This window comes from Phycicoccus endophyticus, assembly GCF_011326735.1.
GTDB lineage: Bacteria > Actinomycetota > Actinomycetes > Actinomycetales > Dermatophilaceae > Phycicoccus > Phycicoccus endophyticus.
In genome coordinates this window covers 63,346-78,135 of sequence record NZ_JAANCN010000001.1, presented here as the reverse complement: position 1 = coordinate 78,135, position 14,790 = coordinate 63,346, and the positions used below count along the sequence as shown (strand labels likewise).

At 75.4% G+C, this 14,790-nt stretch carries 13 protein-coding genes; 4 read left to right on the top strand and 9 right to left on the bottom strand.

The genetic code is table 11. From position 1 onward, the window contains the following. Positions 1–174: 174 nt before the first annotated feature. From G8D98_RS00345 to G8D98_RS00335, 3 genes are read right to left on the bottom strand one after another with little or no spacing between them, the layout of a single operon-like run. Positions 175–993, bottom strand: a complete 819-nt coding sequence (locus tag G8D98_RS00345; protein ID WP_229661722.1) for an ABC transporter permease — start codon at positions 991–993, stop codon at positions 175–177. Further along, entirely contained in the window at positions 990–1,832 is an 843-nt protein-coding gene (locus tag G8D98_RS00340; RefSeq protein WP_166097640.1) for an ABC transporter permease, read from the bottom strand. The genes G8D98_RS00345 and G8D98_RS00340 overlap by 4 nt, the downstream gene beginning before the upstream one ends. Further along, entirely contained in the window at positions 1,832–2,761 is a 930-nt protein-coding gene (locus tag G8D98_RS00335; protein WP_166097638.1) for an ABC transporter ATP-binding protein, read from the bottom strand. The genes G8D98_RS00340 and G8D98_RS00335 overlap by 1 nt, the downstream gene beginning before the upstream one ends. 251 nt (positions 2,762–3,012) lie before the next feature. Between G8D98_RS00335 and G8D98_RS00330 the strand changes: the two genes are divergently transcribed. Next, a complete protein-coding gene (locus G8D98_RS00330; RefSeq protein ID WP_166097635.1) occupies positions 3,013–3,852 on the top strand; it encodes a peptidase inhibitor family I36 protein in 840 nt (279 codons plus the stop codon). Positions 3,853–4,064: 212 nt separating this feature from the next. Continuing rightward, positions 4,065–4,805, top strand: coding sequence for an NBR1-Ig-like domain-containing protein (locus G8D98_RS00325; RefSeq protein ID WP_166097632.1), 741 nt, complete (start codon positions 4,065–4,067; stop codon positions 4,803–4,805). A gap of 10 nt (positions 4,806–4,815) precedes the next feature. Here the strand turns inward: G8D98_RS00325 and G8D98_RS00320 are convergent, their stop codons facing one another. Continuing rightward, the gene (locus tag G8D98_RS00320) at positions 4,816–5,037 is read right to left on the bottom strand and encodes a DUF3046 domain-containing protein (RefSeq protein WP_166097630.1); all 222 of its coding nucleotides are present in this window, start codon (positions 5,035–5,037) and stop codon (positions 4,816–4,818) included. Positions 5,038–5,084: 47 nt separating this feature from the next. After that, complete coding sequence (locus tag G8D98_RS00315) at positions 5,085–6,077, bottom strand: aldo/keto reductase (RefSeq protein ID WP_166097628.1); 993 nt, start codon at positions 6,075–6,077, stop codon at positions 5,085–5,087. A 99-nt stretch (positions 6,078–6,176) separates the two neighbouring features. Between G8D98_RS00315 and G8D98_RS00310 the strand changes: the two genes are divergently transcribed. Continuing rightward, on the top strand, positions 6,177–10,868 hold the full coding sequence (locus G8D98_RS00310) for an ATP-dependent helicase (protein ID WP_166097626.1): 4,692 nt from the start codon (positions 6,177–6,179) through the stop codon (positions 10,866–10,868). Positions 10,869–10,874: 6 nt separating this feature from the next. Beyond that, positions 10,875–11,750 (top strand): Fpg/Nei family DNA glycosylase, encoded by an 876-nt coding sequence (locus tag G8D98_RS00305; protein WP_166097624.1) that lies wholly within the window; start codon positions 10,875–10,877, stop codon positions 11,748–11,750. Between the two features lie 13 nt (positions 11,751–11,763). Here the strand turns inward: G8D98_RS00305 and G8D98_RS00300 are convergent, their stop codons facing one another. From G8D98_RS00300 to rimO, 4 genes are read right to left on the bottom strand one after another with little or no spacing between them, the layout of a single operon-like run. Next, on the bottom strand, positions 11,764–12,066 hold the full coding sequence (locus tag G8D98_RS00300; protein ID WP_166097622.1) for a helix-turn-helix domain-containing protein: 303 nt from the start codon (positions 12,064–12,066) through the stop codon (positions 11,764–11,766). Next, the gene (locus G8D98_RS00295) at positions 12,063–12,608 is read right to left on the bottom strand and encodes a CinA family protein (protein WP_166097619.1); all 546 of its coding nucleotides are present in this window, start codon (positions 12,606–12,608) and stop codon (positions 12,063–12,065) included. The genes G8D98_RS00300 and G8D98_RS00295 overlap by 4 nt, the downstream gene beginning before the upstream one ends. Beyond that, positions 12,605–13,354: a CDP-diacylglycerol--glycerol-3-phosphate 3-phosphatidyltransferase gene (pgsA, locus tag G8D98_RS00290; RefSeq protein WP_229661723.1), complete on the bottom strand. Its 750-nt coding sequence runs from the start codon at positions 13,352–13,354 to the stop codon at positions 12,605–12,607. The genes G8D98_RS00295 and pgsA overlap by 4 nt, the downstream gene beginning before the upstream one ends. Further along, positions 13,351–14,769 (bottom strand): 30S ribosomal protein S12 methylthiotransferase RimO, encoded by a 1,419-nt coding sequence (rimO, locus tag G8D98_RS00285; protein ID WP_166097617.1) that lies wholly within the window; start codon positions 14,767–14,769, stop codon positions 13,351–13,353. The genes pgsA and rimO overlap by 4 nt, the downstream gene beginning before the upstream one ends. Positions 14,770–14,790: the final 21 nt, after the last annotated feature.

Below are 14,790 nucleotides of genomic sequence, written 5' to 3'. Positions count from 1 at the left end.
CCGTCGGTCTCGTCGCGAGGTCGGGTCAGACGCTAGGTGGAGGCACCGACAGCGGTCACCGGTCGCCGTGGGACCTGTGGACGGATGCCCCGGTGCCACCACCTGGGGACGAGCGTAGACGAACACGTGTTCGAGGTCGGGAGGTGTGCGCCGACACGCCGGCGTGTCCCGGCCTCAGGTGAGCAGCAGCGTCGCGATCCGGCGCGAGGTGCCGACGACGCCGACGACGCCGAGCACGAGGAGGTAGCCGACGTGCCAGAGCAGCCCCCAGCCGACCTCGCCGAGGAGGAGTGCGCGCTCGAGGACGACGCCGTGGTAGAGCGGTGTCGCGCGCACGACCCACTGGAGGGCCTCGGGGTAGGTCGAGAGCGGGAAGAAGGTGGCCGAGAAGAGGAACATCGGCTGGATCGCCAGGGTGACGTAGTCGAAGTCCTGCCACGAGCGCATGAACGTCGTCGTGAACATCGCCACCGCCCCGAACGCCAGCCCCACGAGCAGGGCCGCCGGCACCGCGAGCAGCGCCCACCAGGAGCGCACGAGCCCGGCGACGAGGGCGACGAGCAGGAACATCGCCGAGTACAGCCCACCCCGCACGAGCGACCAGGCGATCTCCCCCACGGCGATGTCCCGGGGACCGACGGGCGTCGCGAGCATGGCGTCGTAGAGGCGCTGGTACTTCAGCTTGAAGAACACGTTGAACGTGGCGTCGAAGATGGCCCCGTTCATCGCCGAGGCCGCGAGCAGCGCCGGCGCGACGAACGCGGCGTACGAGACGAGCGCGCCGCCGTCGGTCCGCACGCCGCCGATGAGCGCGCCCAGCCCGACCCCGAGGGAGAACAGGTAGAACACCGGCTCGACGAAGCCGCTGAGCAGCAGCACCCACGAGCGCCGGAAGGCCGCCGCGTTGCGCGCGAGGACGAAGCGCGCCATCCCCAGCCCCGGGGGGAACGGCACGGCGCGCCAGCGAGTGCCGTGCGAGGCGGGGGCGGTCACGAGAGCAGCCTGCGGGTCAGCTGCCGGTGGGCGAGGACCCACCCGACGGCGATGACGACGACGATGACGAGCAGGTGCACGAGGGCGACCGGCCCCGGCCAGCGGCCGAGCGCCGCGTCCCGGGTGAGGACGACCCCGTGCCCGAGCGGGGTGAGCCAGGCCATCGGCCGCAGCCACCCCGGGAGCTGCTCGAGCGGGAAGAAGGTGCCCGAGAACAGCAGCACGGGGGTGAGGACGAACCGGTAGAGGATGCCGAAGACGTTGTCGGTCTCGATCGTGGCGCTGATGGCGAACGTGGGCACGGCGAACGCGAGACCGGTGAGCAGGCCGACGGGCACCGCGAGCAGCACCCACCACGAGGCGAAGGCACCGAACAGGGCCGAGACGCCGACGAAGATGGCGGTGGCGACGGCGAGGTTGGCCGCGAGGACCGACAGGTGCCCGAGGAGGATGTCGGTGACCCCGAGGGGCGTGGCGAGGGTCGCGGCGTACATCCGGTTCCACTTGATGTAGCCGAGCACCGGGTAGGTGGCGTCGCCGAAACCGAGCAGCGCCGCCTGGTAGGCGACGATGCCCGGGACGACGAACTGCAGGTAGGACTGCTGCCCGACCCCGCCGGAGCCGGCGTCGACGAGGGCCCCGAGCCCGAGGCCCATCGCGGCGAGGAAGAACAGCGGCGAGAGGAAGCGGCTGATGACCGAGCCCCGCCAGGTGCGCCGGTACACGCGCAGGTGGTGACCCGTCGCGGCCCGCACCCGCTCCCCGAGGCGCATCGCCGGGCGGGGCCCCGGCTGCAGCCGCCCGCTCGGCGGGGCGGTCTGCGTCGCATCGGCGCGCATCAGTCGACGAGACTGCGGCCGGTGAGGTGGAGGAAGACGTCCTCGAGCGTCGAGCGCCGCACGAGCGCCGAGAGCGGCCGCACGCCGCGCCCGTGCAGGGCGGCGAGGGTGTCGTCACCGTCCGCGGTGTAGACGAGCAGCCGGTCCGGCAGTGCCTCGACGCGCTCGGCGAGAGCCTCGACGCTCCCCAGGTGGCGCTCCTGCTGCTCGTCCTCGAACCTCAGCTCGACGACCTCGCGCGTGGAGTAGGCCTCGATGAGCTCGCGCGGGCTGCCCTCGGCGACGATCCGGCCGTGGTCCATGACGACGAGCCGGTCGCACAGCTGCTCGGCCTCGTCCATGTAGTGCGTGGTGATGATCAAGGTGACGCCCTCGCGCTTGAGCCGGTAGAGCCGGTCCCACAGGACGTGGCGCGCCTGGGGGTCCAGCCCGGTCGTCGGCTCGTCGAGCAGGAGCACCTCGGGGTTGTTGACGAGCGCCCGGGCGATGGTCAGCCGGCGCTTCATCCCGCCCGAGAGCGGCTCGACCCGATCGTGCCGCCGGTCGGTGAGCTGGGCGAACTCGAGCAGCTCGTCGGTGCGGGCGCGCACCTCGCGCCGGGAGAGGCCGAAGAAGCGACCGTAGACCCACAGGTTCTCCTCGACGGAGAGGTCCTCGTCGAGCATGTCCTGCTGCGGGCACACCCCGAGCCGGGCGCGGATGGCGGCACCGTCGACGGCCGGGTCGAGCCCGAGGATGCGCAGCCGCCCGCCGGTGACCGGCGAGACGCAGCCGACCATCCGCATCGTCGAGGACTTCCCGGCGCCGTTCGGGCCGAGGAAGCCGAAGGCCTCGCCGCGCCGCACGAGCACGTCGATGCCGTCGACCGCCACGAACTCCCCGAAGGACTTCGTCAGCCCCCGGGCCTCGAGCAGCACCTCGTCGGTCACGAGGGACGACGCTAGCCGAGGGTGCCGACAGCGGTCACCCGGGTTTCGCCCGTCCGCCCCGGCGTCCCGCGACCGTCCGGCCCGCGGCCACGCCGCCGGTGTCCGCCCAGGTCAGCCCCGTGCTGACAGGTCGCTGACACCTCTCGGACGCCCCGGGCCTGGCGCTCGCCCGCACCCGGGCGCACGCTGACGGTACCTGCGCAGACCCACGGGGGGACATCGGTCGCAGGACGACACAGGAGGGAAACACGATGAGGACCACGAAGAGACTGCTCGCGGGGGCTGCCACCGCGGCGGCGGTCGCCGCACCCCTGCTCGCGACCGCCGCGCCGGCCCAGGCCGCCGCCCGCGACGGCTCCTGCAACTCCGGCGAGTTCTGCTACTACTACAACAGCGGCAACGCCGGCTCCGTCTCCGACTTCGCCGGCTCCGTCGGCGACTACGGCACCACCCAGCCCGGCTGCTACGAGTTCAAGGGCGCGGGCGCCGGCAAGGGCCAGTGCATCAAGAACAACGCCGCCTCGGTGTGGAACCGCACGGGCAAGAAGGTCCGCGTCTACTACAACAGCGGCTACGACGGCAGCAACCACTACCAGGACTTCGCGCCCGGAGCGAAGAAGAACCTCAACGCGAGCCTGAAGAACAACAACGCCTCGCACAAGATCGGGCTCGGCAGCGCGTCGTGCTCCACCGCCGGCACCGGCGACCCGCACACCTGCGCCCAGGCGGTCACCTGGGCCAAGAACCACATCCACTCGGGGAACCAGGCCGGCTACTACAACCTCTGCGACCACCTCGTCGGTCTCGCCTACGGCTGGGCGCACAGCGGCTCGAGCACCGCCTACGTCCACTGGACGCAGATCCCCGCCACGTACAAGCACGCCGGCTCCACGAACGTGCCGGCGGGCGGCCTCGCGTTCTTCGGCGGCGGCTCCGGCCACGTGATGATCTCGATCGGCGGGGGCACGTTCATCTCCAACGACATCCACGGCAACGGCTCGTACACGAAGACGACCATCGCCGAGATCAAGAATAAGTGGGGCAAGCCCTACCTCGGCTGGGCCCAGCCCTGGTTCAAGACCAACCACTGACCGACCGCAGCGTCGTGGGTGACCCGGTCGTCGCGACGACCGGGTCACCCACCCGTGCCGGCCACCGGGGGCGCTCGCGCGCCTCGGCGCCTCGGGCCGTCGGTGCCCGGCCCGCTCCCCGCGCGCACCCCCGCCACCCGCGGTACGCTCGCAGCGGTGCACGGCCCGGGGGGAACGGGCCGGCCGGGAGGGGATGCGCCATGGGCGGCAGTGTGAGCACGAGGGCACGGGCGGTCGAGGGGTTCGCGGGGGTGCTCGCGGACCTGCGCGAGGACGCCGGGCGCCCCTCGTTCCGCGTCCTGGCGGGGCGCTCGGGGGCGATCTCGCACACGACCCTGCACGAGGCCTCCCAGGGTCGGCGGCTGCCGAGCTGGGAGACGACCGTCGAGTACGTCCGGGCGTGCGGGGCCGACCCCGCGGGGTACCGCGGCCGGTGGGAGGCCGCCCGCCGAGAGGTGCTCGCGTGCAGCCGTCCCGGGGCGGCCGGGCCCCGTCGGCGGCCGACCGCCGGCGGCAGCGGTCGCCGCGTGCTCGCGGTGCTCGGCGCGGCCGTGGCCACTCTGGCCGTCCTCGGCGGTGCGGAGGCTGCGGCGCACCTGCCCTCGGCCGGCGCCCGGCCCGCTCCGGGCGGGGCGGCCGTGCAGGCCGGCCCCTCGAGCGGTGCCCTGAGCCCGGGCGGCACCCACACCGCGACCGTGCGGCTGCGCAACACCGGCACGCTCACGTGGCGCTCCTACGTGCTGCGCCGGCTCGGCCCGCCGCAGCACGCCGAGGACTGCCAGACGATCCCCGAGGTGCCCGTCCCGGCCACGGCGCCCGGCGCCACGACCTCGGTGCCCGTGACCGTCACGGCGCCGTTGCACCCCGGCCCGTGTGTCGTGCGGTTCGCGCTGACCGGGCCGCAGGGCCGGCGCGCCGGAACGGAGGTGCGGCTGCGCCTCGAGGTCGGGTGAGCGCGGGTGCTCAGCGGCGCGGCGGGAGGTCGCGGCCGTGCCGGCGCTCCTCCGGGACGTCCATCTGCGCACACAGCGCCAGCCACACGGTGCGTGGGGGCAGCCCGGCCTCGAGGGCGTCCTGCGCGGTCCGCCCCTCGAGCGCGGTGAGGTGCTGGGTGCGGGCGAGGGAGCGGGCGTAGGCGTCGCCGAACTCCTCGTCCATGAGCTCCCAGAAGCGCGAGTGACGCATGCCGCGATGGTAGGCGGTGCGTCCGGCCCGGCCCGGCCCCGGTGGTCTCACCAGTGCGGGTGGACCTCGGCGCGCAGCAGGTCGTCGTACACCTCGCGCACGCCGGCGTCGAACGCCTCGAGGTCGAGACCGCCCTCGAGCAGTGAGGCGGCCTCGACGTTGGCCCGCGCCTGCGCCGCGCTGCGGGCTCCGGGGATGACCGAGGTGACCCCGGGCCGCGAGGCCGCCCACGCGAGGCTCGCGGCCGCCAGCGACACCCCGTGCGGCAGCGTCTCGGCCAGCCGGGCCGCCGCCTCGAGGCCGGTGTCGAAGTCGACCCCGGAGAAGGTCTCGCCACGGTCGAAGGCCTCGCCCCGGCGGTTGTAGCTGCGGTGGTCCTCCGCCGCGAACGACGTCTCCCGGGTGTACCTGCCCGACAGCAGCCCGGACGCGAGCGGGACCCGCGCGAAGACCGCCACGCCGGCCTCGCGCGCGGCGGGCAGGACCTCCTCGAGCGGCTTGAGACGGAAGGCGTTGAGGATGATCTGGACGTTCGTCACGTGGGGGCGGGCGATCGCGGCCAGTGCCTGGGCACACGTCTCGACCGACACCCCGTAGGCCCGCACGGCGCCCTCGGCGACCAGGGTGTCGAGCGCGTCGTAGGTCGCCTCGTCCTCGATGGTGGCGCTCGGCGGGCAGTGCAGCTGGACCAGGTCGAGACTCTCCACGCCGAGGTTGCGCCGGCTGCGTGCCGTCCAGTCGCGGAAGTGCTCGAGGGTGTAGCTGGCGGGGTCCTGCTCGACCCGCCGGCCCATCTTCGTCGCCACGGCCACCCCGTGCCCGGGGTTCTCGGCGAGGAAGGCACCGATGAGCGACTCGCTGCGGCCGTCGCCGTAGACGTCCGCGGTGTCCAGGAGGGTGACCCCGCCGTCCACGGCGGCCCGCAGCACGGTGCGCGCGTCGTCCTCGCTGACCTCGCCCCAGTCGGCGCCGAGCTGCCAGGTGCCGAGGCCGACGGCCGAGACCTCGCGGCCGGTGCGTCCGAGGGGTCGCTGCTCCATGGGCGTCCTTTCCGTCGCTGGGGCCGCGGACCGGCCACCGCTCGAGCCTAGCCACGCACGCGGCCCGGTGTCGGTGCCGGGTGAGAGGGTGTCACCAGCATGGATGGTGACGTCCTCGACCGGTTCTCCCCCGCCACCGCCGCCTGGTTCCGGGGCAGCTTCAGCGCACCCACCCCGGCCCAGGCCGGCGCCTGGGAGGCGATCTCCGGCGGCCACCACGCCCTCGTCGTGGCTCCCACCGGGTCGGGCAAGACGCTCGCGGCCTTCCTGTGGGCCCTCGACCGGCTGGCCTCGCGGCCGGTGCCGGCCGAACGGCTCCGGCGCTGCCGCGTCCTCTACGTCTCGCCGATGAAGGCGCTCGCCGTCGACGTCGAGCGCAACCTGCGCAGCCCGCTCGTCGGCATCCGGCACGCCGCGGCCCGCCTCGGCCTGCCCGAACCGGAGACCACGGTCGCCGTACGGTCCGGCGACACCCCCGCGGACGAGCGCCGGGCGTTCGCCCGCACCCCGAGCGACATCCTCATCACGACCCCGGAGTCGCTCTTCCTCCTGCTCACCTCCGCCGCCCGGGAGGCCCTCACCGGGGTCGAGACGGTCGTGCTCGACGAGGTGCACGCCCTCGCCGGCACGAAGCGGGGCGCCCACCTCGCCCTCTCCCTCGAGCGGCTCGACGCCCTGCTGCCGGCCCCGGCGCAGCGGATCGGGCTCTCCGCGACGGTGCGCCCCGTCGAGGAGGTGGGCCGCTTCCTCGCCGGCGGCCGGCCCGTCGAGGTCGTCCAGCCGCCGGCGGCCAAGGAGTGGGACCTGCGGGTCGTCGTGCCCGTCCCCGACATGTCCGAGCTCGGGCAGCCGACGGGCGACCTCGCGGGTGCCGCGGCCGGGCCCGAGCGGCGGGCGAGCATCTGGCCGCACGTCGAGGAGCGGATCGTCGACCTCGTCGCCGAGCACACCTCCACCCTGGTGTTCGCCAACAGCCGCCGGCTCGCCGAGCGGCTGACCTCCCGGCTCAACGAGATCTGGCAGGAGCGGCTCGAGGCGGCCGACGGCGACGCCGCCGTCGGCGCCCCGGGTGCCGACCCACGTCCGGCCACCCTCGCCGCCGCGCCGGCCCAGGTGATGGCCCAGTCCGGGCGCAGCGCGGGGGCGGCGCCGGTGATCGCCCGGGCCCACCACGGCTCGGTGAGCAAGGAGCACCGGGGCCAGATCGAGGAGGAGCTGAAGTCCGGCCGGCTGCCGGCGGTCGTCGCGACGAGCAGCCTCGAGCTCGGCATCGACATGGGGGCGGTCGACCTCGTCGTGCAGGTCGAGTCCCCGCCGTCGGTGGCCTCCGGCCTGCAGCGGGTCGGCCGGGCCGGTCACCAGGTCGGGGCCGTCTCCCGAGGGGTGCTCTTCCCCAAGTTCCGCGGCGACCTCGTGCAGACCGCGGTGGTCGTCGAGCGCATGCTCACCGGGTCGATCGAGGCGCTGCGGGTCCCGCAGAACCCGCTCGACGTCCTCGCCCAGCAGGTCGTCGCCATGTGCGCGCTCGAGGAGTGGGGCGTCGAGGACCTGCTCGCGCTCGCCCGTCGCAGCGCCCCCTACGCCACGCTGACCCGCCCGGTGCTCGAGTCCGTCCTCGACATGCTCGCCGGCCGCTACCCGAGCGAGGACTTCGCCGAGCTGCGTGCCCGGCTCACCTGGGACCGGCTCTCCGACACCCTGGTCGGCCGACGCGGCGCCCAGCGGCTCGCGGTGACCTCCGGCGGGACCATCCCCGACCGCGGGCTGTACGGGGTCTTCCTCGCAACCGGTGAGGGTCCGGGCCGGCGGGTCGGCGAGCTCGACGAGGAGATGGTCTATGAGTCCCGGGTCGGTGACCTGTTCACCCTCGGCACGAGCACCTGGCGGATCGAGGACATCACCCACGACCGGGTGCTCGTCACCCCGGCACCCGGGCTGCCGGGTCGGCTGCCGTTCTGGAAGGGCGACTCCCTCGGGCGTCCCGCCGAGCTCGGCCGGGCCGTCGGGGAGTTCGTCCGGGAGGTGGGCGCGCTGTCGGACGACGCGGCCCACGAGCGCGTGATGGCGGCGGGGCTGGACGCCTGGGCGGCCGAGAACCTGCTCACCTACCTGCGCGAGCAGCGGGAGGCCACGGGGCACCTGCCCGACGACCGCACCGTGGTCGTCGAGCGCTTCCGCGACGAGCTCGGCGACTGGCGCATCGCGGTCCACTCCCCCTTCGGCGCCCAGGTCCACGCCCCGTGGGCGCTCGCGCTCTCGGCCCGGATGCGCGACCGGTTCGGCGTCGACGTCCAGGCGATGCACGGCGACGACGGCATCGTCCTGCGGCTGCCGGACCTGGAGTGGGACGACGTCGAGGGCCTCGACCGGCGGGGCGTGGGCCGCGAGCTGCTCGAGCTGGTGACCCTCGACCCCGAGCAGGTGCGGGGCATCGTCACCGACGAGATCGGTGGCTCGGCGCTGTTCGCCTCCCGCTTCCGCGAATGTGCCGCCCGGGCGCTGCTGCTGCCCCGCCGGCGCCCCGACCGTCGCCAGCCGCTGTGGCAGCAGCGCCAGCGGGCCTCGCAGCTGCTCGAGGTCGCCAGCCGCTTCCCCACCTTCCCCATCGTCCTGGAGGCCGTGCGCGAGTGCGTCCAGGACGTCTTCGACGTGCCGGGCCTGACCGAGCTGATGCGCGACGTCGCCGCCCGGCGGGTCACCGTGGTCGAGGTCGAGTCGGCCACGCCGTCCCCGTTCGCCGCCTCGCTCCTGTTCGGCTACGTCGCCCAGTTCCTCTACGAGGGAGACACCCCCCTCGCCGAGCGCCGGGCCGCCGCCCTCGCCCTCGACCCGGGCCTGCTCGCAGAGCTCCTCGGCGGCTCCGAGGGGCTCGCGCTGCGCGACCTCCTCGACGCCGAGCAGGTCGCCCGCACCGAGGCCGAGCTCCAGCGCCTGACCCCCGAGCGTGCCGCACGCGACGGCGACGACGTGCTCGACCTGCTGCGCGCCCTCGGCCCGCTGAGCGTCGACGCCGTGCTGCAGCGCTGCCGCGAGGGGGTGACCGGCGACGACGTCGAGGCGTGGCTGGGCGGGCTCGAGGCCGTCCGGCAGGTCATCCCCGTCCGGGTCGCCGGCGAGGAACGGTGGGCCGCGGTCGAGGACGCCTCCCGGCTGCGCGACGCCCTCGGTGCCTCCCTCCCGCCGGGGGTGGCGCAGACCTTCCTCGAGCCGGTCGCGGACCCGCTCGGCGACCTCGTCGCGCGCTACGCGCGCACCCACGCGCCGTTCCGTCCCGCCCAGGTCGCGCAGGCCTACGGCCTCGGCGTGGCCGTCGTGGCCCCCGCCCTCGCCCGCCTCGTCGCGAGCGGCCGGGTGGTCGAGGGCGAGCTGCTGCCGACCGGCGGCGGAGGCACCGAGCTCTGCGACGCCGAGGTGCTGCGCACCCTCCGCCGCCGTTCGCTCGCGGCGCTGCGGGCCGAGGTCGAGCCGGTGCCGCCCGAGGCGTTCGGCCGTTTCCTCGCCGAGTGGCAGGGGGTCGGCGGCCGGCTGCGGGGTCGCGACGGAGTCCTGCGCGTGGTCGAGCAGCTCAGCGGTGCGGTGCTGCCCGCGAGCGCGGTCGAGTCCCTCGTGCTGCCCGCCCGGGTGGCCGACTACTCCCCCGCGCTGCTGGACGAGCTCCTCGCCAGCGGTGAGGTGCTCTGGGCCGGTCACGGGTCCCTGCCCGGTGACGACGGCTGGGTCTCGCTGCACGTCGCCGACTCGGCCCAGCTCACCCTCCCCGGACCGGACCCCGACCAGGTCCCCGACGAGGACGGCCGGGCGCTGCTCGACGCGCTCGCCGGGGGCGGCGGGCACTTCTTCCGTGGTCTGGCCGACCGCCTGGGGTCCAGCGACGACGAGGCGCTGGCCACCTCGCTGTGGGGACTCGTGTGGTCCGGCCGGGTCACCGGCGACACCTTCGCCCCCGTCCGCGCGCTGCTCGCCGGCGGGCGGACGGCGCACCGCCGCGCGGCGAGCGGGCCGCGGCGTACCCGCTACGGGGGGCGGCGTGGACCCCTGGGCGCCCTCGGGTCCGCCCCCACCCGCCCCGCGCTGCCCCTGCGCTCCGGGCCGCCACGCACCACCGGGCGGTGGTCCCTGCTGTCGCCGGTCGACCAGGAGCCCACCCTGCGCGCGCTCGCCACGGCCGAGCTGCTGCTCGACCGGTACGGCGTGGTGACGCGCGGGGCCGTCGCCGCCGAGGACGTCCCCGGGGGGTTCGCCGGGGTGTACCGGGTCTACGGCCGGGCGGAGGAGAGCGGCCGGGTGCGCCGCGGCTACTTCGTCGAGGGGCTGGGCGCCTCGCAGTTCGGCACGTCGGGCGCCATCGACCGGCTCCGGGCCGGCGGCCACCACCGGGGCGGTGCCGACGCCGTCGTGCTCGCCGCGAGCGACCCGGCCAACCCCTACGGCGCCGCCCTCCCGTGGCCCGAGCGCGTCCTCGACACCGCGCCCGAGGACGCACCCGAGGGCCGCCGTCGGCGCCACCAGGCGGGGCGCAAGGCCGGTGCGGTCGTCGTGCTCGTCGGTGGCCTGCTGGCCCTCTACGTCGAGCGGGGCGGCCGCACGCTGCTCACCTACAGCGACGACGTCGAGGTGCTCACGGTGGCCGCGACGGCTCTCGGCGCGGCGGTGCGCCAGGGGCATCTCGGGCGGGTCACCGTCGAGCGGGCCGACGGTGACCGGCTGCTCGGCTCGGACCACCCGGTGGCGGCCGCGCTCGAGGCGGCCGGCTTCCACCTCACCCCGCGTGGCCTGCGGATGCGGCGGTGAGGGCCTGTGCCGGAGGGTGACACCGTCCACCGCACCGCGGACCGGCTGCACCGGGCGCTCGCCGGGCGGCTCGTCACCCGGGCCGAGCTGCGCTGGCCGAGCGTGCCCGACGTGGACCTGCGGGGGGTGGTGACCCTCGAGGTGGTCGCTCGCGGCAAGCACATCCTCCACCGCTTCGCGACGGGCACGACGCTGCACACCCACCTGCGGATGGAGGGCCAGTGGCGGGTGGAGCACCCCGGCGCACGCACCGAGCGGGCACTGCGCCGCCACGACCTGCGGGCCGCCGTGCTCACCGAGGACTGGTCGGCCCTCGGGCTCCGGCTCGGGATGCTCGACGTCCTCCCGACGGCGCGCGAAGGCGACCTCGTCGGGCACCTCGGGCCGGACGTGCTCGGGCCCGACTGGGACCCGGCGCGGGCCGCCGCGAACCTGCACCGGCACCCCGGGACGCTCGCCGAGGCCCTGCTCGACCAGCGGGTCCTCGCCGGTGTCGGGACGTTCTGGGCCAGCGAGCTGCTCTTCCTCCACGGGCTGCACCCGTGGGCTCCCGCGGCAGGGACCGACCCGGACACCGTGCACCGGCTGCTCACGCGCCTGCACCGGCTCATGGCCGCGGCCGAGCGCTCCGGCTGGCAAACGAGCACCGGGGTCGCCCGCGCCGGTGAGGACGGCTACGTCCACGCCCGCTCGGGCCGTCCGTGCCGCCGGTGCGGGGACACGGTCCGGGTCGCCCTGGCGGGGCGGGCCCCGCACGAGCGCACCGTGTTCTCGTGCCCCACGTGCCAGGGCGGCCTCGCGCCGGGCGACGACGGGCGGGTACAGCGCCCCCTGGGGAGCACCCCCGGGCCCCGGGGGGCCTACCGGCGCCGCACCCCGTGAGGGTCGCGCGCGCTCAGGCGGCGGAGGCCGAGACCTCGCCGGCGGCGGGCCCGACGGGGAGGGTGACCGGCGCGCGGAGGGTCTCGACGTGCTCGACCCGCTGCTGGACCAGGCCGAGCAGCTCGGAGAGGCTGACCCCCAGGCCGTCGCAGACCGAGGCGAGCAGCTCGGAGGAGGCCTCCTTGGTCCCGCGCTCGATCTCGCTGAGGTAGCCGAGGGAGACCGCGGCGGTCGCGGCGACGTCGCGCAGCGTGCGGCCCTGGCCCGTGCGCACCTCGCGCAGGACCTCGCCCAGCTCGTGGCGAAGCAGGATCACGGTGTCTCCTCGGTGGACCTCGGCCCGTCGGTCGTGCCACCACCGTACCGCGCACCACCCGCAGCGTCCCGCAGGTCCTGGACGGCGCGGGAGAGCAGGTCGAGGGCGAGCCACACGGTGGCCGCGCGCACGGCGGCTCGGTCACCGGTCAACGCGTGCTCCTCCACGGCTGTTCCACCGGGCCCCGCGACGGCGAGGAAGACCGTGCCGACCGGCGCACCGTCGGCCGGCTCCGGGCCGGCGACCCCGGTGGTCGACACCCCGAGGTCGCTGCCGAGCACCCGGCACGCCCCACGGGCCAGCTGGGCGGCCACCTGCGGGTCGACCGCCCCGGCGCGCCGCAGCAGCTCCTCGTCGACCCCGAGCACCGAGGCCTTCAGGTCGGTGGCGTAGGCGACGACCCCGCCGCGCACGACCGCAGAGGCCCCCGGGACGTCCACGAGCGCGGCACAGACCAGCCCACCGGTCAGCGACTCGGCCGTGCCGACGCTCAGCCCGGCCTCGGCCAGGTCCGCGACGAGCCGTGCGGCCTCGCCGCTCACGACGCCGGCCCCGCCTCACCGGCCCGCCGCGCGGCGCGCTCGGCCCGCTTGCGCTCGGCCCGCTCGCTCGTGCGGCGCAGCCGGAGGGCCTGCACGAGGTAGTCCAGGCCGGTGACGACGGTGAGCACGACGGCCGCACCGAGCAGCACCCAGGCCAGCGCGTCCCACAGGCCCGGCGCCGGCATCGTCCAGCGCGGCCACAGGAAGAGGCCGATGCCGATCGTCTGCAGGAGGGTCTTGAGCTTCCCACCGCGGTTGGCGGCCATGACCCCGTGCCGGATCACCCAGAACCGCAGCGCGGTGACCCCCCACTCCCGCAGGAGGACGAGCCCGGTGACCCACCACATCACCTCACCGACGCTCGAGAGCCCGACGAGCGCCATCGTCACCAGGGCCTTGTCGGCGATCGGGTCGAGGACCTTCCCGACGTTCGTCACGAGGCCTCGGCTGCGAGCGAGGTCGCCGTCGACCCGGTCGGTGACCATCGCGAGGGCGAACACCGCGAACGCGGCCCAGCGGTAGCCGGGCTGCTGGCCGCCGTGCGCCAGGAGCAGCCAGCCGAAGACGGGCACGAGCGCCAGCCGCACGAGCGTGAGAACGTTGGCGATGTTCCAGACGCTCGGGCCGGTCTCGGGGACGGCGGGGCTCGCCGGGTCGATGCCGACGCGGTACGGGTCGCTCATCCGCCCGTCGGCGAGCGGCCCGGGCCGCACGGGCCGCGGGGGGCGCGGCGGGTGCTCGCTCATCGGGCCTCCACGAGCAGGTCGACCCCCTCGGCCCCGACGACGGCACCCTGGAGGAACGTGCCGACCTGCGGGCGGGGCCGCCCGGCGGGGACGCGCAGAAGGCAGACGCCGTCGACCTCCGGCCCCTGGTGCTCGGCCCTCCCGAGCACGAGGCCGTCCTCGTCCTCGTCGTGCTCCTCGACGAGGACGGTGACCGGCTCGCCGACCCGCTCGAGCGCCCGCTGCGCCGTGAGCTCCTCGACGAGCCCCGTCACCCGCTCGACCCGCTCGGCAACGACCTCCGGGCGGAGGTGGCCCGGGAGCCCTTCGGCCTCGGTGCCGTCCTCGTCGGAGTACCCGAAGACACCGACGACGTCGAGCCGGGCGGCGAGAAGGAACCGCTCGAGCTCTTCGACGTCGGCCTCGGTCTCGCCGGGGAAACCGACGATGACGTTGCTGCGGGCCCCCGCGGCCGGCTGCCGCTCGCGCACCCCCTCGAGCAGCCCGAGGAAGGCCTCGGTCCCCCCGAAGCGCCGCATCCGCCGCAGCACCGGCGTGGAGGCGTGCTGGAAGGACAGGTCGTACCAGGCGCACACGCCGGGTGTCGCGGCCATCGTCTCGAGCAGCCCGGGGCGGACCTCGGCCGGCTGGAGGTAGGACACCCGGACCCGCTCGACCCCCTCGACCGCCGCGAGCTCGGGCAGCAGCGCCTCGAGCAGTGCGAGGTCGCCGAGGTCCTTGCCGTAGGACGTCGAGTTCTCGCTGACGAGGAGCAGCTCGCGCACCCCCTCGCCGGCGAGCCAGCGGGCCTCGTCGAGGACCTCGGAGGGACGGCGGGAGACGAACGAGCCCCGGAAGGAGGGGATGGCGCAGAAGGCGCAGCGCCGGTCGCAGCCGCTCGCGATCTTCAAGGGAGCCCAGGGAGCCGAGCCCAGCCGGGCGCGCACCACCGGCCCGCCGTGGCCCGGCAGCGCGACCGCGCCGGAGGCCGCCGGCCGGGCGAGCGGCGCCAGCGGCAGCAGCCGGCGGCGGTCGCCAGGGACGTGGGCCGGCGGCCGCCCGCCGGCGAGCACCGACTGCAGATGCGTGGACATCTGCGCGTAGGAGTCGAAGCCGAGGACCGCGTCGGCGTCCGGGAGCTCCTCGGCGAGGGTGCGCCCGTAGCGCTCGGCGAGACAGCCGACGGCGACGACGGCCCGGGTGCGTCCGCTCTCCTTGAGGTCGGCGGCCTCGAGGAGGGTGTCGATGGAGTCCTTCTTGGCCTGCTCGACGAAGCCGCACGTGTTGACCACCGCGACGTCGGCGTCGGCGGCGTCCTCGACGAGGCGCCACCCGTCGGCGGCCAGCCGCCCGGCGAGCTCCTCGGAGTCGACCTCGTTGCGGGTGCAGCCGAGGGTGACGAGCGCCACGCTGCCGCGGGTCGCACGGGTGGTCATGCCGTCACTCTAGTTGCGCGC